This is a genomic window from Pseudomonas sp. LAIL14HWK12:I10 (genome assembly GCF_900184205.1).
In the GTDB taxonomy this organism is placed as follows: Bacteria; Pseudomonadota; Gammaproteobacteria; order Pseudomonadales; family Pseudomonadaceae; genus Aquipseudomonas; species Aquipseudomonas kermanshahensis.
Map to the genome: position 1 here is coordinate 211,080 of NZ_FXWU01000004.1, position 22,482 is coordinate 233,561.

Consider the following 22,482-nt stretch of genomic DNA (forward strand, 5'->3'; position numbering starts at 1 on the left):
TAGCGTCTGTTCACTCTTGCTCAGGGAATGGTATCAGCCTTCTGATGCCGGCTGGCCACCTGAGGTCACGGTATCGATGCGCTTTTCCACCTGCTGGAGACGCTTGGCCATGTCGTCCAGGTGGCGGATACGCGCGGCGCTCTTGCGCCAGTCAGCCAATGGCTGCATGGCTGTGCCGGAAGAATAGGCACCCGGTTCGGTGATCGATCGGGTCACCATGGTCATCCCGGACACGAAAACGTTATCACAGACATCAATATGACCCACCATGCCGACACCGCCAGCAATGGTGCAATGCTTGCCAATGCGCGTGCTGCCGGAAATCCCGACACAAGCGGCCATGGCCGTGTGCTCACCGATCTGAACGTTATGGGCGATCTGGATCTGGTTGTCGAGCTTGACCCCGTCGGCAATGCGCGTGTCCGACAGCGCACCACGGTCGATTGCCGTGTTTACGCCGATTTCTACATCATCGCCGATGGTCACGCCGCCGATCTGGGCAATCTTGCGCCATACGCCCTTCTCGTTGGCGAAGCCGAAGCCCTCGCCACCGATCACTGCGCCAGACTGGATCACCACACGCTTGCCGATGGTCACGTCATGGTACAGGGTGACCCGTGGCGCCAGCCAGCCGCCCTCACCGATAACGCAACGAGCACCGACCACGCAGTGGGCACCGATGCTGACATTGGCAGCAACCTGCGCACCACTTTCGATGACGACGAACGGGCCGATGCTCGCACTGGCATCCACCTGGGCATCTTCAGCCACTACGGCGCTGGGATGAATTCCCGCCACAGCCTTGGGCTTGGGATCGAACAGGTGGGAAATGCGCGCATAGGCCAAGTACGGATCAGCGACGATCAGTGCATTGCCAGCAAAGCCTTCAGCATCCGCAGCCTTGAGTAGCACCGCTGCCGCCTGGCTGTTATCCAGGAATTTGCGGTACTGCGGGTTGGCGAGGAAGCTCAATTGACCGGGGCCGGCCTCCTGCAAGGTGGCCAGCCCGGTAATCTGCAGCGCCTCGGGCCCCTTGAGGGTGGCGCCGAGGGCTTCGGCCAACTGGCCAAGCGTCATGTTCAAGGTCATATCAACGGGCTTGGTTCATGCGCTCGATGACTTGGCGGGTGATGTCGTACTGAGGTTTGACATCGATGACCGCGCCACGCTCGAGAACCAGGTCGAAACCGCCCTTCTTGATCACTTCCTCGACAGCGCCGTCCAGCTTCGGCTTGAGTTGCTTGAGCATGTCACGGTCAGCAACGGCCTTGGCTTCGTTCAGTTCCTTGGACTGGAACTGGAAGTCACGGGCCTTTTGCTTGAACTCGAGCTCCAGGCGCTCACGCTCCTGCTGCTGCATCTTGTCGCCACCTTTGATCAGGCGGTCCTGGATGCCCTTGGCGCTGCTTTCCAGGCTCTTCAGCTTGGTCAGTTGCGGGCCGAATTTTTTCTCTGCATCAACCGCATACTTCTTGGCGGCATCCGATTCCAGCAGGGCCATCTGATAGTTCAGGACGGCAACCTTCATTTCGGCGAAAGCCGGGGTGGCGACCAGCGCCGCGGCCAAAATGGCCAGTTGAGTCAACTTACGCACGATGCACTCCTGGATAAACCGTTGTCGTTATGCAAGGGCCGACCTTAGAAGGTCTGGCCCAGAGAGAATTGGAACACCTGGGTATCGGCATCGTCCGGCTTCTTGACCGGCATCGCCAGGCTGAAGCTCAACGGGCCCAGTGCAGTGATCCAGGTCACACCCAGACCCACCGAACTGGCCATACCCGAGAAACCGACCTTCTCGCAATCTGGCTTGCTGCCGCAGTTGGTATCGAACACGTTACCCACGTCCCAGAATACCGACGTGCGCAGCGAACGCTGGTCCTTGACGAACGGCAGTGGGAACAGCAGTTCGACACCACCCTGGACCAACACGTTGCCACCGAACGGCAGCGGATCCTGATCCGGGTCGGCGATGGTACCCGGTTTGCCACCCGGGTTGCCTTCACCACGGCTAGGCGTACTGCGTGGGCCCAGGCTGCTGTCCTTGAAGCCACGGACAGAGTTGAAGCCGCCCGCGTAGTAGTTCTCGTAGAACGGCAGGCCCGAGGTGCTGCCGTAGCCATCACCATAGCCCAGTTCAGTGTGCAGGCGCAGGGTGTAGTCGTTGTTGATTGGCTTGAACAGCTGGCCGCGGTAGTCGAGCTTGTAGAACGACAGGTCGCTGCCCGGAATGGTCGATTCCAGGGTCAGGCTTTGCGAGTGACCACGAGTCGCCAGCACGCCTTTGTTCAAGGTCGATTCGGACCAGCCGATCGACGCCTTGAAGTTCAGGAAGTTGTCACCCTCTTGATCGAGGAAGTCGAAGATCTCGTCAACGGTGTATTTACCGGTCTTGATCTTGTCCTGCTGAACGCTCAGGCCATAGGTCAGGCGCGAGGTTTCGCTGATCGGGTAACCCAGGCTGACACCGGCGCCCAGGCTGTCGACCGCATAGCTGGCAACGTCGACATCGAGGTCGTCGTAGTCGGTGCTGCGGTAGAAGGCGTTGTAACCCAGGCTGACACCGTCAGCCGTGAAGTAGGGGTCCACGAAGCCGAAGTTGTAGCGGGTCTGGTATTCGGAACGGGTCAGGCCGATGGAGACCTTGTTACCGGTACCCAGGAAGTTGCTCTGGCTGATCGAACCACCCAGGATCAGACCGGCGCTCTGGGCGAAACCGACCGACGCCGTAATGGAGCCGGACGCTTGTTCCTCGACGCTGTAGTTGACGTCGACCTGGTCATCGGTGCCAGGCACCGGCGGGGTCTCGACGTTGACTTCCTTGAAGAAGCCCAGGCGTTCCAGACGGGTCTTGGATTGGTCGATCAGGTAAGTCGACGCCCAGCCGCCTTCCATCTGGCGCATTTCGCGACGCAGCACTTCGTCTTCGGTCTTGGTGTTGCCGCGGTAGTTGATGCGGTTGACGTAGGCACGCTTGCCCGGGTCGACCACGAACATGATATCGACGGTGTGGTCCTGGTCGTTCGGCTGTGGCACGCCGTTGACGTTGGCGAAGGTGTAGCCTTCGTTACCCAGACGACGGGTGATCAGCTCGGACGTGGTGGTCATCACCTTGCGCGAGAATACCTGGCCCGGCTGCACCAGCAGCAGCGACTTGACCTGGTCTTCCGGCACCTTGAGGTCACCGGAGAGCTTCACGTCACGGACGGTGTACTTCTCGCCTTCGTTGATGTTGACGGTGATGTAGACGTGTTTCTTGTCTGGCGTGATGGATACCTGGGTAGAGGCGATATCCATGTTGATGTAGCCGCGGTCCAGGTAGTAGGAACGCAGACGCTCCAGGTCACCGGAGAGTTTTTCACGGGCGTACTTGTCGTCGTTCTTGAAGAACGACAGCCAGTTGGTGGTTTTCAGCTCGAACAGCTGCGACAGCTCTTCGTCGTCGAAGACGTTGTTGCCCACCACGTTGATGTGCTGAATGGCCGCGACGGTGCCTTCGTTGATCTTGATTTTCAGCGCGACGCGGTTGCGCGGCTGCGGCACGACTTCGGCGTCGACCTCGGCCGAGTAGCGGCCCTGGGCCACGTACTGGCGCTGCAGCTCGTTACGCACACCTTCAAGGGTGGCGCGCTGGAAGATTTCACCTTCGGCCAGGCCAGACTGCTTCAGACCCTTCATCAGGTCTTCGGTGCTGATCGCCTTGTTGCCTTCGATCTCGATGCTGGAAACCGACGGGCGCTCGACCACGTTGATGATCAGGACATTGCCATCGCGGCTCAGCTGGATGTCTTGGAAGAAGCCAGTCTTGAACAGGGAACGGGTCGAATCCACCAGGCGCCGATCATCGGCCTGATCGCCGACGTTGAGCGGCAAGGCACCGAAGACGCTGCCGGCGGAAACCCGCTGCAGGCCGTTGACACGAATATCGGAGATGGTGAAGGACTCGGCGTGAACTTCAGCGATCATCAGTGCGGAGAGGACCGCAGTTAGCAGCAGACGTTTCATGAAGTCCTTTTATTCCAACTGGCAATAAACAACCCGCCGCGAAGTGGCGGCAGGTTCGCAATGCGAAGCTTTATAGTCGACCCAGATCGTTGATCAGGGCGAGCAACATCACCCCTACGACCAAACTGATACCGATCTGGACCCCCCAACCTTGCACCCGATCTGACAGCGGACGACCGCGCGCCCACTCGACCAGGTAAAACAGCAAATGCCCCCCATCCAGTACTGGAATGGGCAGCAGGTTAAGAACCCCCAGGCTTATGCTCAGGTAGGCCAGGAAATTCAGGAAATCCCCCACGCCGGACTGGGCTGAAGCGCCCGCCACTTTAGCAATGGTTATCGGTCCGCTCAAGTTTTTTACCGAGAGCTCTCCGAACAGCATTTTCTTCAGCGACTCGAGCGTCAGGACGCTCATGTTCCAGGTGCGCGACAAGCCCTCGCCTACCGCGTCCAACGGGCCATAGCTGACTTCGCGGAGCATGTTGGCAGGCCATTCGCCACCTTTTACCCCCGCGCCCAGGTAACCGCCCGCGGCCTTGCCTTCACCCTTGCGGGCCAGGGTTACCGGCACATCCAGCGCAGCGCCATCGCGCTCGACACGCACCACGACCTTGGCTTGCGGGTGGGCGCGGACGGTGTCGACCACCTGTTGCCAGTCGTTCACTGCCACGCCATCGAGGGCCAGCAGCTTGTCACCTGTCTTCAAGCCGGCGGCAGCGGCCGGCCCTTTCGAATCGATCTCGGCCAGCACCGGCACGATCACCGGGCGCCATGGGCGCAAACCGAGGGACTGGATAGGGTCTGGCTCGTCGGCGCCTTTCAGCCAGTGGTCCAGCTTGATCTGCAAGTGCTGCTCGGCACTGGCGCCTTCGTCGCGCACGCTTACCTGCAGGGTGCCGCTCTCGCCCAGACGGCGAACCAGTTGCAGGTTGACCGCAGACCAACCGCTGGTCGCCTTGCCATCGATGGATACAATTTCCTGACCTGCGGTCAGGCCTGCCGACGCTGCCAGGCTGCCCGCTTCGACTGCACCGATGACCGGGCGAATCTGCTGGGTGCCGAGCATGGCCAAGAGCCAAAAGAACACGATAGCCAGCAAGAAGTTGGCAATAGGGCCGGCGGCGACGATGGCGATACGCTGACGCACGCTTTTACGGTTGAACGACTGGTCGGCCAACGCAGGCGGCACATCGCCTTCGCGCTCATCGAGCATCTTGACGTAGCCGCCCAGCGGAATCGCCGCCACCACGAATTCGGTGCCCTGGCGGTCATGCCAGCGCAACAACGGCGTACCAAAGCCCACCGAAAAACGCAGCACCTTGACGCCGCAGCGTCGGGCCACCCAAAAGTGGCCGAACTCGTGGAACGTGACCAGAACACCCAAGGCCACCAGGGTGCCGACAATCATGTAGAGCGCAGTCATATCTTTCTCCAGATGACGTTCAGCAGAACGACTTTTCGCACAAGCCCTGGCAGGCCTGCATCATCGACCGTGACGCCGCAACCACTCACGGGACAGCTCCCGGGCACGCTGGTCGGCGGCAAATACCGCGTCCAACGAGGCCAGTGGCACTACAGGCTCCTGATCGAGCACTTGTTCGATCATACCCGCGATCTCCGGGAAGCGGATACGCCGCTGGAGAAATGCCTCGACAGCCACTTCGTTGGCCGCATTGAGCACGGCAGGTGCACTGTTGCCGGCCTCGGCAGCCTGCCGCGCCAGGCGCAGGCACGGGAAGCGCTGTTCGTCCGGCGCCTGGAAATCCAGGCGTGCGATGGCAAACAGGTCCAGCGGTGCGACGCCAGAATCAATGCGCTCTGGCCAGGCCAGCGCATTGGCGATCGGCGTGCGCATGTCTGGGTTGCCCAACTGGGCGAGCACCGAACCGTCCACGTAATCCACCAGCGAGTGGATCACGCTCTGCGGGTGCACCACCACCTCGACCTTGGCGGGCGAGGCATCGAACAGCCAGCAGGCCTCGATCAACTCGAGCCCTTTGTTCATCATGCTGGCCGAATCCACGGAAATCTTGCGCCCCATGGACCAGTTAGGGTGCGCGCACGCCTGCTCCGGGGTGACATCGGCCAATGCGGCGGACGGTGTTTCGCGGAACGGGCCACCTGATGCCGTCAGCAGGATGCGGCGCACCCCCACCTGGCTCAGGCCGCGGGCATAGTCGCCGGGCAGGCACTGGAAGATTGCATTGTGCTCGCTGTCGATCGGCAGCAGCACGGCACCACTGCGCCGCACCGCCTCCATGAACAGCGCGCCAGACATCACCAGCGCCTCTTTATTGGCCAGCAACACTTTCTTGCCCGCCTCGACGGCAGCCAAGGTCGGTCGCAGCCCTGCTGCACCCACGATGGCGGCCATCACCGCATCCACCTCGGGCGCTGCGGCAACCTGGCAAAGCCCCGCCTCGCCTTCCAGCACCTGGGTAGCGCAGCCGACGGCAGCCAGGCCGTCGCGCAAGCGCGCAGCGCCTTCGGCATTCGGTACTACTGCGTACTCCGGGCGATGCCGGACGCACAGCGCCAGCAGCTCATCGATGCGCGAGTAACCGCTCAGGGCGAATACCGAATAACGCTCAGGATGACGTGCAATCACATCCAGCGTGCTCAGGCCAATGGAGCCCGTGGCACCCAGCACGGTAATGCGCTGCAACGTACTCACATCACACCCCATTCGGCAGCCCACAGCAGCACGGCAAAGAGCGGGATGGCCGCCGTCAGGCTGTCGATGCGGTCGAGCACGCCACCATGGCCAGGCAGCAGGTTGCTGCTGTCCTTGATGCCCGAGCGGCGCTTGAACATGCTTTCGGTCAGGTCACCGATCACCGAGGCCATGACCACCAGTGCCGCGCCCATCAGGCCCAGCAGAATCTGGCCAACGCCCCAGTCGCGGCTGATACCGACCACCAGCGTAATAACCAGGCTGACAGCCAGGCCACCATAGACGCCTTCCCAGCTCTTGCCCGGGCTGACCTGCGGCGCCAGCTTGCGCTTGCCGAAGGCTCGACCAGAGAAGTAGGCACCGATGTCGGCGGCCCACACCAGCACCATGACCGACAGAATCAGCCAGTTGCCGAGCGGCCAGTGCTTGAGCAGCACCAAGCCTTGCCACGCCGGCAGCAACACCAGCAGGCCGATCAGCAAGCGGCAGGCCGCACTGGCCCATAGCTCGCTGCTGCGCGGATAGGTCAGCACCAGCCAGGTGGCCAGCCCCCACCAGATCACTGACGCACCCAGCACCCAAGGTGCCAGGTCGGGCATCAGGTGCAGCAGCATCAGCGCTCCGGCGACGACTGCGGCGTAGGCAATGCGCAGTGGCTGGGTCATCAACCCCGCCAGGCGCGCCCACTCCCAGGCGCCGAGGGTGACCACGAAGCCGATGAACAGGGCGAAATCCCCACCGTTGAGCAGGAAGAAGCCACCCAGCGCGACCGGCAGCAGGATCAGCGCGGTAATGATGCGTTGTTTAAGCATTAAGCACGAGCTCCAGCCTCGACCTGCTCGCTGGTCTTACCGAAGCGGCGCTGGCGCGAAGCGAAATCGGCCAGGGCATTGCGCATGGCCTCGTGTTTGAAGTCCGGCCAGTACAGGTCGGAGAAATACAGCTCGGCATAGGCCAGCTGCCACAGCAGGAAATTGCTGATGCGGCGTTCGCCCCCGGTGCGGATGCACAGGTCCGGCAACGGCAACTCACCGGTGGACAGGCACGTCTGCAGCAGACCCGGCGTGATATCGTCCGGACGCAGATGGCCCGCCTGTACTTCCCGCGCCAGGCGCTGGGCAGCCTGGGCGATATCCCACTGGCCACCGTAGTTGGCCGCGATCTGCAGGATGAAGCGGTTGTTGCCGGCGGTCAGTGCCTCGGCCTCACGCATGGCAGCCTGCAGCTCAGGATGAAAGCGCGAGCGATCACCAATGATGCGCAAGCTGATGTTGTTCTCGTTGAGGCGACGCGCCTCACGGCGCAGGGCCGAGAAGAACAACTCCATCAGCGCACCGACCTCTTCGGCGGGGCGCTGCCAGTTTTCGCTGGAGAAGGCGAACAGGGTCAGTACCTCGACCCCCGATTCGGCGCAGACTTCGATGACCGCACGCACGGCATCGACGCCAGCCTTGTGCCCGGCAACGCCGGGCAGCAAGCGCTTCTTCGCCCAGCGGTTGTTGCCATCCATGATGATCGCGACGTGTCGCGGCACCGAGGACGGCGCCGCTGGCTTGGTCTTTTCCATTAAAAAACCTCGGCCTTAGACGGCCAACAGGTCCTTTTCCTTGGCCTTGAACGCAGCGTCGATTTCGGCGACGAACTTGTCGGTCAGCTTCTGGATCTCGTCAGCGGCGCGACGTTCTTCGTCTTCGCTGATTTCCTTGTCCTTGGTCAGCTTCTTCAGGTCGGCGAGTGCGTCACGGCGCACGTTACGCACGGCTACCTTGGCATCTTCGGCAACGCCACTGGCCTGCTTGGTGTAACCCTTGCGGGTTTCCTCAGTCAGGGCCGGCATCGGGACGCGGATGGTGGTACCGGCGCTGGACGGGTTCAGGCCCAGGTCGGAGGTCAGGATGGCTTTTTCGATGGCAGCGCTGAGGTTCTTGTCGTGCGCAACGATCTTCAGGGTGCGCGCGTCCTCGACGGTAATCGCGGCCACCTGGTTCAGCGGCATTTCGCTACCCCAGGCAGTGACCCTGACGCTGTCCAGGATGCTTGGGTGGGCACGGCCGGTGCGGATGGCAGCCAGGTGGCGACCCAGCGCCTCGATGGACTTGCCCATGCGGTCCTGGGCGTCTTTCTTGATAGCGTTGATCATTTTTGAACTTCCTCGATCAGGGTTCCTTCCGCGCCGCCATGCACGATGTTCAGCAGGGCGCCCGGCTTGTTCATATTGAAGACGCGCAGCGGCATCTTGTGGTCGCGGCAAAGGCAGATTGCCGTCAGATCCATCACACCCAGCTTGCGATCCAGCACTTCATCGTAGGTCAGATGATCGAACTTCTCGGCATGTGGGTCCTTGAATGGATCTGCAGTGTATACACCATCGACCTTGGTTGCCTTCAATACCACGTCGGCATCGATTTCGATGGCGCGCAGGCAAGCGGCGGAGTCGGTGGTGAAGAACGGGTTGCCGGTACCGGCAGCGAAGATTACGACTTCTTTGGCGTTCAGGTGGCGCATGGCTTTGCGGCGATCATAGTGATCGGTCACGCCCACCATGGAAATCGCCGACATGACGATGGCGGTAATGTTTGCCCGCTCCAGCGCGTCGCGCATGGCCAGGGCATTCATGACGGTCGCCAGCATGCCCATGTGGTCACCGGTGACGCGGTCCATGCCGGCTGCACTGAGCGCCGCACCACGGAACAGGTTGCCACCGCCGATCACCAGACCGACTTGCACACCGATGCCGACCAGTTGACCGACTTCCAGCGCCATGCGATCCAGGACCTTGGGGTCGATCCCGAACTCTTCCGAGCCCATCAGGGCCTCGCCGCTAAGTTTGAGTAGAATGCGTTTATAGCGAGCCTGATGACCACTGCCCTGCTGAGCCATTGCGAATCTCTCCTGCGGCGTTTGTAAAAAAATTCTGGCGGGCTGCTTGAGCCTGCGTGTAACTCTAACGTGACGCAGCGACTGCGTCAGCGAACAGCGGTTTGGAAAACCGCTCCCGCTTTGACAAAGAGGCTGCGCGCGTGAGCGGGCAGCCTCTTTGGGGCGACAGACGTGTCTGTCTTACTGCTTGGCAGCAGCTACCTGAGCGGCAACTTCTTCAGCGAAGTTGTCGACTGGCTTCTCGATGCCTTCGCCGACTTTGAAGTAGGTGAAGGAAACGATTTCAGCACCGGCTTTCTTGGCCAGCTCGCCAACCTTGACTTCCGGGTTCATGACGAAGGCTTGCTCTTTCAGCGAAGCTTCGGCCTTGAACTTGGTGATACGGCCGTTGATCATGTTCTCAACGATGTTTTCCGGCTTGCCGGCGATCTTGTCGGCGTTCAGCTGCAGGAAGACATTCTTCTCGCGCTCGATGGCCTCGGCGGAGATTTCCGATGCATCCAGGAACTCCGGGTTCGAAGCAGCAACGTGCATGGCGATGTTCTTGGCCAGCTCGACGTCGCCGCCTTTCAGGACAACAACGGCACCGATCTTGTTGCCGTGCAGGTAAGCACCAACAACGTCACCCTCAACGCGCGCCAGGCGGCGGATGTTGACGTTTTCGCCGCACTTGGCGACCAGGGCTTCACGGGCTGCTTCGCGCGAGGCGATCAGCGGTGCAGCGTCGGTCAGCTTCTGGGCGAAGGCTTCTTCGAGGCTTTCGGCTACGAAGTTTTTGAAGTCGTCTTGCAGGGCCAGGAAGTCGGTCTGCGAGTTGACTTCCAGCAGAACGGCGGCTTTGCCGTCGGTCTTGACGGCGATAGCGCCTTCAGCAGCGACGTTGCCAGCCTTTTTGGCGGCCTTGATGGCGCCCGAGGCACGCATGTCGTCAATGGCTTTTTCGATGTCGCCGCCGGCCTTTTCCAGGGCCTTTTTGCAATCCATCATGCCTTCGCCGGTACGCTCGCGCAGTTCTTTGACCAGCGCTGCAGTAATTGCTGCCATTTCAAAATCCTCTTGGAAAGTTTTTCAACCATTCCACCCGCTCATCACGGGCGTTCAATTCTGCAAATCCGCTGTTTTTATCTCAGCAGGCCCATAGTGCGGGGCGGTTGCTGACAGCAGGATTTCAAGGTGGCAAAAAGGGGGCAAAGCCCCCTTTTTGCGTGCCAAGTAGACGCCAGGCGTCAATTACTCAGCAGCAGGTGCAGCCGCTTCTTCAGCGTAGACTTCGGTGCCGCCAGCAACGTTGTTGCGGCCGCGGATGATGGCGTCGGCCATCGAAGTCATGTACAGCTCGATAGCGCGGATGGCGTCATCGTTACCTGGGATGATGTAGTCAACACCTTCCGGGCTGCTGTTGGTATCGACAACGCCGATAACCGGGATGCCCAGCTTGTTGGCTTCGGTGATAGCAATGCGCTCGTGGTCAACGTCGATCACGAACAGGGCATCAGGCAGGCCGCCCATGTCCTTGATACCACCCAGGCTGCGGTCCAGCTTTTCCAGATCGCGCGAACGCATCAGGGCTTCTTTCTTGGTCAGCTTGGCAAAGGTGCCATCTTCGGCCTGAGTTTCCAGGTCGCGCAGACGCTTGATCGAAGCACGGATGGTTTTGTAGTTGGTCAGCATGCCGCCCAACCAGCGGTGGTCAACGTATGGCGAACCGGCACGAGCAGCTTGCTCGGCGACGATCTTGCCGGCGGAACGCTTGGTGCCGACGAACATGATCTTGTTCTTGCCCTGGGCCAGACGCTCTACGAAAGCCAGAGCTTCGTTGAACATTGGCAGGGTTTTTTCCAGGTTGATGATGTGGATCTTGTTACGCGCGCCGAAAATGTACTTGCCCATTTTCGGGTTCCAGTAACGGGTCTGGTGGCCGAAGTGCACACCGGCCTTCAGCATATCGCGCATGTTGACTTGGGACATGATAGTTCCTTGATAAGTCGGGTTGGGCCTCCACGCATCCCAATGACCAACCCACAGATTCTAGAATCCGGGGCACCCAGGTCATCGTGTCGACACGTGTGTGGGTTTAGGGCTTACGGGGTCGACCCCGAAAGCGGCGCATTTTATACCACAGACCGCGAGCGAACGGAACCCGAATACTGTCGCGTCCGTCAGCGGTTTTTGCAGCACCCAGGCTTTCAGGCCAAAATGCCCTCTATAGACAGCAGGATGGCCGGCTTTATCCCGACCGATTGCCGCCCTGCTCTGCTAGAATCCGGCCTTTCCCGTTTGTTCGCGCCGTGCACGGCGCCGTAGAGAGCCTGTAATGACCGTCACCATCAAGACCGCAGAAGACATCGAGAAGATGCGCATCGCCGGCCGCCTGGCCGCCGAGGTGCTGGAAATGATCGAAGAGCACGTCAAGCCCGGTGTCACCACCGAAGAACTGGACCGCCTGTGCCACGACTACATCGTCAACGTGCAGCAGGCCATCCCGGCGCCGCTCAACTACAAGGGTTACCCCAAGTCGATCTGCACCTCGATCAACCATGTGGTCTGCCACGGCATCCCCAACGACAAACCGCTCAAGGACGGTGACACGCTCAACATCGATGTCACCGTGATCAAGGACGGCTACCACGGCGACACCAGCCGCATGTTCCACGTCGGCAACGTGCCGGTCTGGGCCGAGCGCCTGTCCAAGGTCACCCAGGAATGCATGTACAAGGCCATCGAGCTGGTCAAGCCGGGCTGCCGCCTGGGCGACATCGGCGAAGTGATCCAGAAGCACGCTGAAAAGAACGGCTTCTCGGTGGTGCGCGAATTCTGCGGCCACGGCATCGGCAAAGTGTTCCACGAAGAACCGCAGATCCTCCACTACGGCCGCGCCGGCACTGGCATGGAACTCAAAGAAGGCATGACCTTCACCATCGAGCCGATGATCAACCAGGGCAAGGCAGACACCAAGGTCCTGGGCGATGGCTGGACCGCCATTACCAAGGACCGCAAGCTCTCGGCCCAGTGGGAGCACACCCTGGTGGTGACGGCGACCGGTTACGAGATCTTCACCCTGCGCAAGGACGACACTATCGCGCGCACCTCGGCCTGAGTCCGCGCCAGGCACCCCACGACAGGAACGCGACGCAATGCCCCAGGTGGATCCCGAGCTGTTCGACCGCGGCCAGTTCCAGGCGGAACTGGCCCTCAAGGCGAGCCCTATCGCCGCCTTCAAGAAAGCCATCCGCCAGGCGGGCGAGGTGCTCGACCGGCGTTTTCGCGAAGGCCGCGAAATCCGCCGTTTGATCGAGGACCGCGCCTGGCTCGTCGACAACATCCTGCAGCAGGCCTGGAACCAGTTCGACTGGGGCGACCAGCGCGGCATCGCCCTGGTCGCGGTAGGCGGTTACGGGCGCGGTGAACTGCACCCGCATTCCGACATCGACCTGCTGATTTTGCTAGGTGCTGCCGAACACGAACAGTACCGCGAGGCCATCGAGCGCTTCCTCACCCTGCTCTGGGACATCGGCCTGGAAGTGGGCCAGAGTGTGCGCACCGTCGACGAATGTGCCGAGCAGGCACGTGCCGACCTGACGGTCATCACCAACATGATGGAAAGCCGCACCGTCGCCGGCCCCGAAGCCTTGCGCCAGCGCATGCTGGACGTCACCAGCACCGAGCACATGTGGCCGAGCAAGGAGTTCTTCCTGGCCAAGCGCGCCGAGCTCAAGGCCCGCCACCACAAGTACAACGACACCGAGTACAACCTTGAGCCCAACGTCAAGGGCTCACCCGGTGGCCTGCGCGACATCCAGACCGTGTTGTGGGTGGCGCGCCGCCAATACGGCACGCTGAACCTGCACGCCCTGGCCGGTGAAGGTTTTTTGCTGGAAAGCGAGAACGAACTGCTGGCCTCCTCCCAGGACTTCCTGTGGAAGGTGCGCTATGCCCTGCACATGCTGGCCGGGCGCTCGGAAGACCGCTTGCTGTTCGACCACCAGCGCAGCATCGCCGCCCTGCTGGGCTACAGCGACGAGAACCCCAAGCGCGCGATCGAGCAGTTCATGCAGCAGTACTACCGGGTGGTGATGAGCATCAGCCAGTTGTGCGACCTGATCATCCAGCACTTCGAGGAAGTCATCCTCGCCGACGATGACAGCGGCACCACCCAACCTTTGAATGCGCGCTTCCGCCTGCATGACGGCTATATAGAAGCCGCCAAGCCGAACGTATTCAAACGCACGCCGTTCGCCATGCTGGAAATCTTCGTGCTGATGGCCCAGCACCCGGAGATCAAAGGGGTACGCGCCGATACCGTGCGCCTGCTGCGCGAGCACCGGCACCTGATCGACGAAACCTTCCGTCACGATATCCGCAACACCAGCCTGTTCATCGAGCTGTTCAAATGCGAGATCGGCATCCACCGCAACCTGCGCCGGATGAACCGCTACGGCATCCTCGGCCGCTACCTGCCGGAATTCGGCCTGATCGTCGGGCAGATGCAGCATGACCTGTTCCACATCTATACGGTCGATGCGCACACGCTCAACCTGATCAAGCACCTGCGCAAACTGCAGTACACGCCGGTTTCCGAGAAATTCCCGCTGGCCAGCAAGCTCATGGGCCGCCTGCCCAAACCCGAGCTGATCTACCTGGCCGGGCTTTACCACGACATCGGCAAGGGCCGCCAGGGTGACCACTCGGAGCTGGGCGCGGTGGACGCACAGACGTTCTGCGAGCGCCACCAACTGCCCGCCTGGGACAGCCGCCTGATCGTCTGGCTGGTGCTGAACCACCTGGTGATGTCCACCACCGCACAGCGCAAAGACCTGTCCGACCCACAGGTGATCAACGACTTTGCCTTGCATGTGGGGGACGAGACCCGCCTGGATTACCTCTATGTGCTGACCGTGGCCGACATCAACGCCACCAACCCCAGCCTATGGAACTCCTGGCGCGCCAGCCTGCTGCGCCAGCTGTACACCGAGACCAAGCGCGCCCTGCGCCGTGGCCTGGAAAACCCACTGGACCGCGAAGAGCAGATCCGCCAGACCCAAAGCGCCGCGCTGGACATCCTCGTGCGCGAAGGCGTCGACCCGGACGACGTCGAGCAACTCTGGTCGCAGCTGGGCGACGACTACTTCCTCAAGCACAACGCGGCCGATGTGGCCTGGCACACCGACGCCATCCTCCAGCAGCCGGCCGACGGCGGGCCGCTGGTGCTGATCAAGGAAACCACCCAGCGCGAGTTCGAGGGCGGTACGCAGATCTTCATCTATGCCCCCGACCAGCACGACTTCTTCGCCGTGACCGTGGCGGCCATGTCGCAGTTGAACCTGAACATCCATGACGCGCGCATCATCACCTCGAGCAGCCAGTTCACCCTCGACACCTATATCGTGCTCGACAATGACGGCGGCTCGATCGGCGACAACCCGCAGCGGGTCAAGCAGATTCGCGACGGCCTCACCGAAGCGCTGCGCAACCCCGAGGACTACCCGACGATCATTCAGCGCCGGGTGCCACGCCAGCTCAAGCACTTCAATTTCCCACCGCAGGTGACCATCCTCAACGATGCCCAGCGGCCGGTGACCATCCTTGAGATCACCGCGCCCGACCGGCCGGGCCTGCTGGCCCGGATCGGCCGCATCTTCCTGGAGTTCGACCTGTCGTTGCAGAATGCCAAGATCGCCACACTCGGCGAGCGCGTGGAAGACGTGTTCTTCATCACCGATGCCGACAACCAGCCGCTGTCCGACCCGCAGCTGTGCAGCCGCCTGCAGGAGGCTATCGTCCAGCAGCTGCAGGCTGGCCAGGCGAGTGACGCCAGCCCGACCCGCGTGACCTTTTAACGATTAGACGATTGACGAGACCTTGCGCCGATGAACCATGCCCTGACCCAGCTTCAGCCCTACCCGTTCGAGAAACTGCGCGCCCTGCTGGGCAGTGTGAAACCAGCGGCAGACAAGCGCGCCATCGCGCTGTCGATCGGTGAGCCGAAGCACACATCGCCGGCGTTCGTCGCCCAGGCCATGGCCGACAACCTCGACAAGCTGGCGGTGTACCCCAGCACCCTCGGCCTGCCAGGGCTGCGCCAGGCCATCGGCCAGTGGTGCGAGCGCCGTTTCGGCGTGCCAACCGGCTGGCTGGATGCCGACCGTCACATCCTGCCGGTCAACGGCACCCGTGAAGCACTGTTCGCCTTCACCCAGGCCGTGGTCAACCGGGCCGATGATGGCCTGGTGGTCAGCCCTAATCCGTTCTACCAGATCTACGAAGGTGCGGCGCTGCTGGCAGGCGCCACCCCGCACTACCTGCCGTGCCTTGAAAACAACGGCTTCAACCCTGACTTCGACGCCGTGCCGGCAGATGTCTGGCAGCGTTGCCAAATCCTCTTCCTGTGCTCGCCAGGCAACCCTACCGGCGCACTGGTGCCGATGGATACCCTGAAGAAGCTGATTGCCCTGGCCGACGAGCATGATTTCGTGATCGCCGCCGACGAATGCTACAGCGAGCTGTACTTCGACGAAGACGCCCCGCCACCGGGCCTGCTCAGCGCCTGCGCCGAACTGGGCCGCAGCGATTTCAAACGCTGCGTGGTGTTCCACAGCCTGTCCAAGCGCTCCAACCTGCCTGGCCTGCGTTCGGGCTTTGTCGCGGGCGATGCCGAGATCATCAAGCCATTTTTGCTGTACCGCACCTACCACGGCTGCGCCATGCCCGTGCAGACCCAGCTGGCCAGCATCGCTGCCTGGCAGGACGAGGCGCACGTGCGCCAAAACCGTGACCAGTACCGCGCCAAGTACGATGCCGTGCTGGATATCCTGCAGCCGGTGATGGATGTGCAACGCCCGGATGGCAGCTTCTACCTGTGGGCCAAGGTGCCGGGCTGCGACGCCGCGTTCACCCGTGACCTGTTCGAAGCCCAGCATGTGACCGTGGTACCAGGGTCGTACCTGTCGCGTGACGTGGATGGTGTGAACCCTGGCGCTGGCCGAGTGCGCATGGCGTTGGTTGCGCCGCTGGCCGAGTGCATCGAGGCCGCCGAGCGGATTCGCGCGTTCCTGCAGAACCGCTGATTAGGCAGGGGGCGCTTTGCGCCCCATCGCAGCGGTTCGGCGCCCCGACAAGCCAGCTCCTACAGGTAACTGCGCAGGCTCAGACCTTGTGAGGACCCTGTGCGGGCTTGCCCCGCGAATGGGCTGCAGAGCAGCCCCTGCGACCTACCGGACAGCGCCCAGGTTCGCCTCGCTCATATCCAGCTCACCCAGCACCTGCCGCACCACCTCATCGCCCACCAGGTGCTGGCGATGCAGGTTGTACAACTCCAGCCGCTGCGCCCGCAGCGCACGCAAGCGCAAACGCCGCTCAAGCAGGTCCATCTGCTCAGCCATGGCCCGTGCCTCCGCCGTGTCGTTGTAACTGTCCAGCTCGTCCCGGTACTCGGCCATCAACCGCGCCTTGAGCTCGGTCGCCAGTGTCGCCTGCGCGGCGTCCTGCGGCGCGTTGGCATCGATCACCTCTTCCGCTTCCAGGGCATGAATCGCGGCCTCGGCCGTGCGTCGCCAAGCTTCCAGCACTTCTTGATGCAGCCGCTCGTCCGGGCTTTGGGTGACGCCACGCAGCAGGATCGGCAAGGCAATGCAGGCACTGATCAACGACAGCAGAATGACCCCTGCGGCGATGAAGATGAGCAAGTCGCGCTCGGGGAACGCCTGGCCCGCACTGATCAACAGCGGCACCGACATCACACCCGCCAGGGTCACGGCGCCACGTACGCCCCCTAGGGTCAGCAGCCAGCAGGAGCGCGCCGTGGGCATCAGCACCAGCGCCGGCTTGCCCCGCCAACGGCGTACCACACCAATGGCCCGCCAGATGCTCTGCACCCAGATAAACCGCAGCAGGATCAACGCTGCGAAGATCGCCAGCACATCCAGGCAGCGCCAGGCCAAGGTCGGCCACACGGTGGCCTCGTGGCTCACGACGGCCTTGATGATGTCCGGCAATTGCAGGCCAAGCAGCAGGAAGATCAGGCCATTGAAGGCAAACTCCAGCAACGACCACACACTGCGATTGAGCAAGCGGGTACTGGTCTGGCGGGGCAGCAGGTCGAGCCAGCTCTGCATCATGCCGGCCGCCACCGCCGACAGAATGCCGGATACCCCCAGGCGCTCAGCCAATACATACGCCGCAAAGGGCAGCAACAGCATGAACACCACGTGCGTGGCGGGGTCGTCCCAGCCGCGGGCGATCATCCAGGCGCGCAGACGGCCGATCAGCCAGCTCAGGGCAACGCCGACCGCCAGGCCGCCAAGGGCGACCAGGACGAAGCTGAAGCTTGCATCGGCCAACGAGAACACCCCCGTGATCGCTGCGGCCAAGGCGAACTTGAACGTCACCAGGCCCGAGGCATCGTTCATCAGCGCCTCACCCTGCAGCATATGCATCAGCGGGGTTGGCAGACGGTCCTGTGCAATGGCCGAAACGGCCACGGCATCGGTAGGCGACAGCACCGCGGCCAGGGCAAAGGCGACCGGTAGCGGGATGCTCGGCAACAGCCAGTGAATGAAGTAACCGGCGCCGACCACCGTAAACAGCACCAACCCCACGGCCAGCGCCACCACCGGCCCGCGAATGCGCCACAACTCGCGCTTGGGAATGCGCCAGCCATCAGCGAACAACAGCGGCGGCAGGAACAGGAAGAGGAACAGCTCGGGGTCCAGGGCCACGTGCAGCCCCAGGGTGGGCCAGGCCAGCAGCGCGCCAGCGGCAATCTGCACCAATGGCAGGGGCAGCGGAATCATCCGGCCGACCAGCTTCGACACGCTGACCAGCGTGAGCAGAATGAGGACGGTATAGGCTGACTGCATCCGTGAAAGCTTCCTTTATGAATCAATAACTGTAGCGAGGCGAAACATCGCCATTGAAACAATATGTTAGCGGCGTATGGCAATGCGGGGCCGCTGCACGATAGTCGCAGGTGCGGCGGGAATATGTAACACGATGCTACCCACCACGCGCCATTAACGCTGCGTGTTCACTCTCCAGGCTTGAAATGACGCTATGTCGACGTATAATCAATCTTAACGAATAACGTTAAGCGTTCAGGCCCATGATTCAAGCCTTCAGCTGTGCTGACACGGAAGCACTCTTCACGACTGGAAAGACACGGCGTTGGTCAGATATCAAATCTGTCGCAGAGCGCAAATTGGCCATGCTTGATGCTGCCACAGAACTGCGCGACCTTCGCTCTCCTCCGGGCAATCGCCTGGAACAGTTGAGCGGTAATCGCGCCGGCCAACACAGCATACGAGTCAATGATCAGTGGCGCGTGTGCTTTATCTGGACGGAAAACGGTCCGGCAAATGTTGAAATTGTCGATTACCACTGAGGTGCATCATGTTCAAGAATGGCATGCGTCCAATACATCCTGGTGAAGTTCTGCGCGAGGACTTCCAGAAAGAAATGGGGTTCAGTGCCGCTGCTCTGGCGCGGGCATTGGGTGTTGCGACGCCAACGGTCAACAACATCCTGCGCGAGCGTGGCGGCATTTCCGCCGACATGGCACTGCGCCTGGCCATCTGCCTGGACACCACACCGGAGTTCTGGCTCAACCTGCAAATCGCCTTCGATTTGCGCACAGCCGAACAGCAACATGGTGATGAGATCATCGGATCCGTGCAGCGCTTGGTCGCTTGAGACATATCTCGATCAATAAAGTCGGGCGCCACAGGCGTGGCGCCGCGCGGATCGATCCAGCATAATCCCGCGGCTGACTTTCGAAAAATGGAGAAATTGGGGAACCTTTGCCCCAATGTACACAATGACTTACACGCTCTACGGCATCAAAGCCTGTGACACCATGAAAAAGGCGCGTACCTGGCTCGAAGACAAAGCCATCGCCTACGAATTCCATGACTACAAAACCCAAGGCATCGACCGTGACAGCCTGAACCGCTGGTGCGACGAGCACGGCTGGGAAGTCATCCTCAACCGTGCCGGCACCACCTTCCGCAAGCTCGACGACGCCAGCAAGGCTGATATCGACCAGGCCAAGGCCGTCGAGCTGATGCTTGCCCAACCTTCGATGATCAAGCGCCCGGTGCTCGATCTGGGCGAGCGCACCCTGGTTGGTTTCAAACCTGATTCGTATGCCGCAGCGCTGGCCTGAGCCCGCCTGCGCTTCCACCCTATTTCGCACGAGGTAATCCCATGTCCAATACCCTGTTCAGCCTGGCCTTCGGTGTCGGCTCCCAGAACCGCCAGGGCACCTGGCTTGAAGTCTTCTACGCACAACCGCTGGTCAACCCAAGCGCCGAGCTGATCGCTGCCGTTACCCCGATCCTCGGCTACGAAGGCGGCAACCAGGCCATTGCGTTCAGCAATGCGCAAGCGGCGCAGCTGGCTGAAGCCGTGAAAGGCATCGATGCCGCCCAGGCTGCCCTGCTGACCCGCCTGGCTGAAAGCCACAAGCCGCTGGTCGCCACCCTGCTGGCAGAAGACGCTGCGCTGACCTCGACCCCAGAGGCCTACCTCAAGCTGCACCTGCTGTCGCACCGCCTGGTCAAGCCGCACGGCGTGAGCCTGGCCGGCATCTTCCCGCTGCTGCCAAACGTCGCCTGGACCAACCAAGGCGCCGTCGACCTGGGCGAGCTGGCCGAACTGCAACTGGAAGCACGCCTGAAGGGCGAGCTGCTGGAAGTGTTCTCGGTGGACAAGTTCCCGAAAATGACCGATTACGTGGTCCCGGCCGGCGTGCGTATCGCCGACACCGCCCGTGTGCGCCTGGGCGCCTACATCGGCGAAGGCACCACCATCATGCACGAAGGCTTCGTCAACTTTAACGCGGGCACCGAAGGCCCAGGCATGATCGAAGGCCGCGTTTCGGCGGGCGTCTTCGTCGGCAAGGGTTCGGACCTGGGCGGCGGCTGCTCGACCATGGGCACCCTGTCCGGTGGCGGCAACATCGTCATCAAGGTCGGCGAAGGCTGCCTGATCGGCGCCAACGCCGGTATCGGCATCCCGCTGGGCGACCGCAACACCGTCGAAGCTGGCCTGTACATTACCGCTGGCACCAAAGTGAACCTGCTCGACGAGAACAACGAGCTGGTCAAAGTGGTCAAGGCCCGCGACCTGGCCGGCCAGACCGACCTGCTGTTCCGTCGCAACTCGCTGAATGGCGCGGTGGAATGCAAGACTCACAAGTCGGCCATCGAGCTGAACGAGGCGCTGCACGCCCACAACTGAGAACCTTCCTCGGTTTGAAGTGATAAGATCGGGTCTGGCGTAATGCCAGACCCGTTTTTCATTCCAGGCCCCGCGACCATGTTCCAGCCCTCCCCCTGGCGTGCCGATTTCCCCGCCATCGCCGCCCTGCAACGGCAGCACCAGACTTACCTGGACAGCGCCGCCACCAGCCAGAAACCGCAAGCCCTGATCGATGCCCTGAGCCATTACTACGGCCATGGCGCGGCGAACGTGCACCGTGCCCAACACCTGCCCGGCGCGCTGGCGACCCAGGCGTTCGAAACCAGCCGCGACAAGGTTGCCGCCTGGCTCAATGCCGCCGATTCGCGGCAGATCGTTTTCACCCATGGCGCCACCTCGGCCCTCAACCTGCTGGCCTATGGCCTGGAGCACCGCTTCGAAGCCGGTGACGAAATCGCCGTCAGTGCCCTGGAACACCATGCCAACCTGCTGCCCTGGCAACAGCTGGCCCGGCGGCGCAACCTTCGCCTGGTCATCTTGCCGCTCGACATTCACGGCTGCATCGACCTCGATCAGGCCCTGCAACTGATCGGGCCACGCACCCGGGTACTGGCGGTCAGCCAGCTGTCCAACGTGCTGGGCACCTGGCAGCCGCTGTCGGCCTTGCTGGCCCATGCCCGGGCCCAAGGCGCATTGACTGTGGTCGACGGGGCCCAGGGCGTGGTGCATGGCCGCCATGATGTGCAGCAGTTGGCGTGCGACTTCTATGTCTTTTCCAGCCACAAGCTGTATGGGCCGGAAGGGGTTGGCGTGCTGTACGGTCGCAGCCAGGCGCTGGCGCTGCTGCGCCACTGGCAATTTGGCGGTGAAATGGTGCAACTGGCCGAGTACCAGAGCGCCAGCTTCCGCCCCGCCCCGCTGGGCTTCGAAGCCGGTACCCCACCGATCGCGGGCGTCATCGGCCTGGGCGCCACGCTCGATTACCTGGCCAGCCTCGATGCTCAGGCGGTCGAACGGCATGAGGCCAGCTTGCACCAGCACTTGCTGCGCGGCCTGGCCGACCGCGATGGCATCCGCGTGCTCGGCTCGCCACAGACGGCCTTGGCCAGCTTCGTGATCGAAGGGGTGCACAACGCCGACATCGCCCATCTGCTGACCGAGCAAGGCATCGCCGTGCGTGCCGGCCATCATTGCGCCATGCCGCTGCTCAAAGGGCTGGGGCTTGAGGGGGCGATTCGGGTGTCGCTGGGGCTGTATAACGACAGCGATGACCTGCAGCGCTTTTTCGACGCGCTGGATCAAGGGCTGGAGATGTTGCGATGAGTTTGCCGACAGCTGCCCGCGAGGCGCTGGTACAGTTCGAGCAGGCCCGCGGCTGGGAGCAACGTGCGCGGCTGCTGATGCAGTGGGGTGATCGTCTTGAGCCGCTGAGTGAGGCCGACAAATGCGAGCACAACCGCGTGCATGGCTGTGAAAGCCTGGTGTGGCTGGTGGCTGAACAGCGGGATGGCCAGTGGCGATTCAAGGCCAGCAGCGATGCACGGTTGTTGCGCGGGTTGCTGGCCTTGCTGCTGGTGCGGGTGCAGGGCCTGGCCAGCAGCGAGCTGGCCAACGTGGATTTACCGGGCTGGTTCAGCCAGTTAGGCCTGGAGCGGCAACTGTCCCCCTCGCGCAGCAATGGCCTGCATGCAGTGTTGCTGCGGATGGCAGAGCTGGGTGCGGTCAGTTGAATC

At 62.1% G+C, this 22,482-nt stretch carries 21 protein-coding genes; 9 read left to right on the forward strand and 12 right to left on the reverse strand.

The annotated features are described in order from the left end of the window. Positions 1 to 33 precede the first annotated feature (33 nt). From lpxD to rpsB, 11 genes are all read right to left on the reverse strand, one after another. Entirely contained in the window at positions 34 to 1,089 is a 1,056-nt protein-coding gene (gene lpxD / locus QOS90_RS11125) for a UDP-3-O-(3-hydroxymyristoyl)glucosamine N-acyltransferase (RefSeq protein WP_027595801.1), read from the reverse strand. A gap of 1 nt (position 1,090) precedes the next feature. Further along, a complete protein-coding gene (locus tag QOS90_RS11130; RefSeq protein WP_027595800.1) occupies positions 1,091 to 1,594 on the reverse strand; it encodes an OmpH/Skp family outer membrane protein in 504 nt (167 codons plus the stop codon). A gap of 44 nt (positions 1,595 to 1,638) precedes the next feature. Then, positions 1,639 to 4,002 (reverse strand): outer membrane protein assembly factor BamA, encoded by a 2,364-nt coding sequence (gene bamA, locus QOS90_RS11135; protein WP_027595799.1) that lies wholly within the window; start codon positions 4,000 to 4,002, stop codon positions 1,639 to 1,641. Positions 4,003 to 4,072: 70 nt separating this feature from the next. Next, a complete protein-coding gene (rseP, locus tag QOS90_RS11140) occupies positions 4,073 to 5,425 on the reverse strand; it encodes an RIP metalloprotease RseP (protein WP_027595798.1) in 1,353 nt (450 codons plus the stop codon). A gap of 60 nt (positions 5,426 to 5,485) precedes the next feature. Then, positions 5,486 to 6,676, reverse strand: a complete 1,191-nt coding sequence (gene ispC / locus QOS90_RS11145; RefSeq protein ID WP_027595797.1) for a 1-deoxy-D-xylulose-5-phosphate reductoisomerase — start codon at positions 6,674 to 6,676, stop codon at positions 5,486 to 5,488. Next, positions 6,673 to 7,488: a phosphatidate cytidylyltransferase gene (locus QOS90_RS11150; RefSeq protein WP_027595796.1), complete on the reverse strand. Its 816-nt coding sequence runs from the start codon at positions 7,486 to 7,488 to the stop codon at positions 6,673 to 6,675. The genes ispC and QOS90_RS11150 overlap by 4 nt, the downstream gene beginning before the upstream one ends. Beyond that, on the reverse strand, positions 7,488 to 8,243 hold the full coding sequence (gene uppS / locus QOS90_RS11155; RefSeq protein ID WP_027595795.1) for a polyprenyl diphosphate synthase: 756 nt from the start codon (positions 8,241 to 8,243) through the stop codon (positions 7,488 to 7,490). Before uppS ends, QOS90_RS11150 begins: the two co-directional genes overlap by 1 nt. Positions 8,244 to 8,258: 15 nt before the next feature. After that, positions 8,259 to 8,816: a ribosome recycling factor gene (gene frr / locus QOS90_RS11160; protein ID WP_027595794.1), complete on the reverse strand. Its 558-nt coding sequence runs from the start codon at positions 8,814 to 8,816 to the stop codon at positions 8,259 to 8,261. Next, the gene (gene pyrH, locus QOS90_RS11165) at positions 8,813 to 9,556 is read right to left on the reverse strand and encodes a UMP kinase (protein ID WP_009686950.1); all 744 of its coding nucleotides are present in this window, start codon (positions 9,554 to 9,556) and stop codon (positions 8,813 to 8,815) included. Before pyrH ends, frr begins: the two co-directional genes overlap by 4 nt. Positions 9,557 to 9,736: 180 nt before the next feature. Next, positions 9,737 to 10,600 carry a translation elongation factor Ts gene (gene tsf / locus QOS90_RS11170; RefSeq protein ID WP_027595793.1) on the reverse strand — a complete coding sequence of 288 codons (864 nt, stop codon included), beginning with the start codon at positions 10,598 to 10,600 and terminating at the stop codon, positions 9,737 to 9,739. Between the two features lie 186 nt (positions 10,601 to 10,786). After that, positions 10,787 to 11,524, reverse strand: a complete 738-nt coding sequence (gene rpsB / locus QOS90_RS11175; protein ID WP_027595792.1) for a 30S ribosomal protein S2 — start codon at positions 11,522 to 11,524, stop codon at positions 10,787 to 10,789. A gap of 346 nt (positions 11,525 to 11,870) precedes the next feature. Between rpsB and map the strand changes: the two genes are divergently transcribed. Genes map through dapC form a run of 3 tightly spaced genes read left to right on the forward strand, consistent with a single transcriptional unit; the run spans position 11,871 to position 16,620 of the window. Next, positions 11,871 to 12,653, forward strand: coding sequence for a type I methionyl aminopeptidase (gene map / locus QOS90_RS11180; protein ID WP_027595791.1), 783 nt, complete (start codon positions 11,871 to 11,873; stop codon positions 12,651 to 12,653). A gap of 37 nt (positions 12,654 to 12,690) precedes the next feature. After that, positions 12,691 to 15,393, forward strand: a complete 2,703-nt coding sequence (locus tag QOS90_RS11185) for a [protein-PII] uridylyltransferase (protein WP_027595790.1) — start codon at positions 12,691 to 12,693, stop codon at positions 15,391 to 15,393. A gap of 30 nt (positions 15,394 to 15,423) precedes the next feature. After that, positions 15,424 to 16,620 carry a succinyldiaminopimelate transaminase gene (dapC, locus tag QOS90_RS11190; protein WP_027595789.1) on the forward strand — a complete coding sequence of 399 codons (1,197 nt, stop codon included), beginning with the start codon at positions 15,424 to 15,426 and terminating at the stop codon, positions 16,618 to 16,620. Between the two features lie 144 nt (positions 16,621 to 16,764). On the opposite strand, the gene QOS90_RS11195 is transcribed toward dapC, so the two are convergent. After that, on the reverse strand, positions 16,765 to 18,411 hold the full coding sequence (locus QOS90_RS11195) for a Na+/H+ antiporter (protein ID WP_085272745.1): 1,647 nt from the start codon (positions 18,409 to 18,411) through the stop codon (positions 16,765 to 16,767). Between the two features lie 242 nt (positions 18,412 to 18,653). Between QOS90_RS11195 and QOS90_RS11200 the strand changes: the two genes are divergently transcribed. The 6 genes from QOS90_RS11200 (at position 18,654) to QOS90_RS11225 (ending at position 22,479) form a co-directional block, all read left to right on the forward strand. Continuing rightward, the gene (locus tag QOS90_RS11200; RefSeq protein WP_081717529.1) at positions 18,654 to 18,932 is read left to right on the forward strand and encodes a type II toxin-antitoxin system RelE/ParE family toxin; all 279 of its coding nucleotides are present in this window, start codon (positions 18,654 to 18,656) and stop codon (positions 18,930 to 18,932) included. 8 nt (positions 18,933 to 18,940) lie between these two features. Continuing rightward, positions 18,941 to 19,240 (forward strand): HigA family addiction module antitoxin, encoded by a 300-nt coding sequence (locus QOS90_RS11205; protein ID WP_027595786.1) that lies wholly within the window; start codon positions 18,941 to 18,943, stop codon positions 19,238 to 19,240. A 124-nt stretch (positions 19,241 to 19,364) separates the two neighbouring features. Continuing rightward, positions 19,365 to 19,712, forward strand: a complete 348-nt coding sequence (locus QOS90_RS11210) for an ArsC family reductase (protein ID WP_027595785.1) — start codon at positions 19,365 to 19,367, stop codon at positions 19,710 to 19,712. Positions 19,713 to 19,753: 41 nt separating this feature from the next. Next, positions 19,754 to 20,788 carry a 2,3,4,5-tetrahydropyridine-2,6-dicarboxylate N-succinyltransferase gene (gene dapD / locus QOS90_RS11215; protein ID WP_085272744.1) on the forward strand — a complete coding sequence of 345 codons (1,035 nt, stop codon included), beginning with the start codon at positions 19,754 to 19,756 and terminating at the stop codon, positions 20,786 to 20,788. A 78-nt stretch (positions 20,789 to 20,866) separates the two neighbouring features. Next, on the forward strand, positions 20,867 to 22,072 hold the full coding sequence (locus QOS90_RS11220) for a cysteine desulfurase (protein ID WP_085272743.1): 1,206 nt from the start codon (positions 20,867 to 20,869) through the stop codon (positions 22,070 to 22,072). Continuing rightward, on the forward strand, positions 22,069 to 22,479 hold the full coding sequence (locus QOS90_RS11225) for a SufE family protein (protein ID WP_027595782.1): 411 nt from the start codon (positions 22,069 to 22,071) through the stop codon (positions 22,477 to 22,479). Before QOS90_RS11220 ends, QOS90_RS11225 begins: the two co-directional genes overlap by 4 nt. Positions 22,480 to 22,482 lie beyond the last annotated feature (3 nt).

What these genes read in the sequence shown, in the direction of transcription:
- QOS90_RS11210 (WP_027595785.1), top strand. Translation starts at nt 19,365, where the DNA reads ATGACTTACACGCTCTACGGCATCAAAGCCTGTGACACCATGAAAAAG.
- lpxD (WP_027595801.1), bottom strand. Translation starts at nt 1,089, where the DNA reads ATGACCTTGAACATGACGCTTGGCCAGTTGGCCGAAGCCCTCGGCGCC.
- QOS90_RS11200 (WP_081717529.1), top strand. Translation starts at nt 18,654, where the DNA reads ATGATTCAAGCCTTCAGCTGTGCTGACACGGAAGCACTCTTCACGACT.
- QOS90_RS11185 (WP_027595790.1), top strand. Translation starts at nt 12,691, where the DNA reads ATGCCCCAGGTGGATCCCGAGCTGTTCGACCGCGGCCAGTTCCAGGCG.
- QOS90_RS11225 (WP_027595782.1), top strand. Translation starts at nt 22,069, where the DNA reads ATGAGTTTGCCGACAGCTGCCCGCGAGGCGCTGGTACAGTTCGAGCAG.
- pyrH (WP_009686950.1), bottom strand. Translation starts at nt 9,556, where the DNA reads ATGGCTCAGCAGGGCAGTGGTCATCAGGCTCGCTATAAACGCATTCTA.
- rseP (WP_027595798.1), bottom strand. Translation starts at nt 5,425, where the DNA reads ATGACTGCGCTCTACATGATTGTCGGCACCCTGGTGGCCTTGGGTGTT.
- dapD (WP_085272744.1), top strand. Translation starts at nt 19,754, where the DNA reads ATGTCCAATACCCTGTTCAGCCTGGCCTTCGGTGTCGGCTCCCAGAAC.
- QOS90_RS11150 (WP_027595796.1), bottom strand. Translation starts at nt 7,488, where the DNA reads ATGCTTAAACAACGCATCATTACCGCGCTGATCCTGCTGCCGGTCGCG.
- uppS (WP_027595795.1), bottom strand. Translation starts at nt 8,243, where the DNA reads ATGGAAAAGACCAAGCCAGCGGCGCCGTCCTCGGTGCCGCGACACGTC.
- QOS90_RS11205 (WP_027595786.1), top strand. Translation starts at nt 18,941, where the DNA reads ATGTTCAAGAATGGCATGCGTCCAATACATCCTGGTGAAGTTCTGCGC.
- dapC (WP_027595789.1), top strand. Translation starts at nt 15,424, where the DNA reads ATGAACCATGCCCTGACCCAGCTTCAGCCCTACCCGTTCGAGAAACTG.
- map (WP_027595791.1), top strand. Translation starts at nt 11,871, where the DNA reads ATGACCGTCACCATCAAGACCGCAGAAGACATCGAGAAGATGCGCATC.
- QOS90_RS11195 (WP_085272745.1), bottom strand. Translation starts at nt 18,411, where the DNA reads ATGCAGTCAGCCTATACCGTCCTCATTCTGCTCACGCTGGTCAGCGTG.
- QOS90_RS11220 (WP_085272743.1), top strand. Translation starts at nt 20,867, where the DNA reads ATGTTCCAGCCCTCCCCCTGGCGTGCCGATTTCCCCGCCATCGCCGCC.
- tsf (WP_027595793.1), bottom strand. Translation starts at nt 10,600, where the DNA reads ATGGCAGCAATTACTGCAGCGCTGGTCAAAGAACTGCGCGAGCGTACC.
- frr (WP_027595794.1), bottom strand. Translation starts at nt 8,816, where the DNA reads ATGATCAACGCTATCAAGAAAGACGCCCAGGACCGCATGGGCAAGTCC.
- bamA (WP_027595799.1), bottom strand. Translation starts at nt 4,002, where the DNA reads ATGAAACGTCTGCTGCTAACTGCGGTCCTCTCCGCACTGATGATCGCT.
- rpsB (WP_027595792.1), bottom strand. Translation starts at nt 11,524, where the DNA reads ATGTCCCAAGTCAACATGCGCGATATGCTGAAGGCCGGTGTGCACTTC.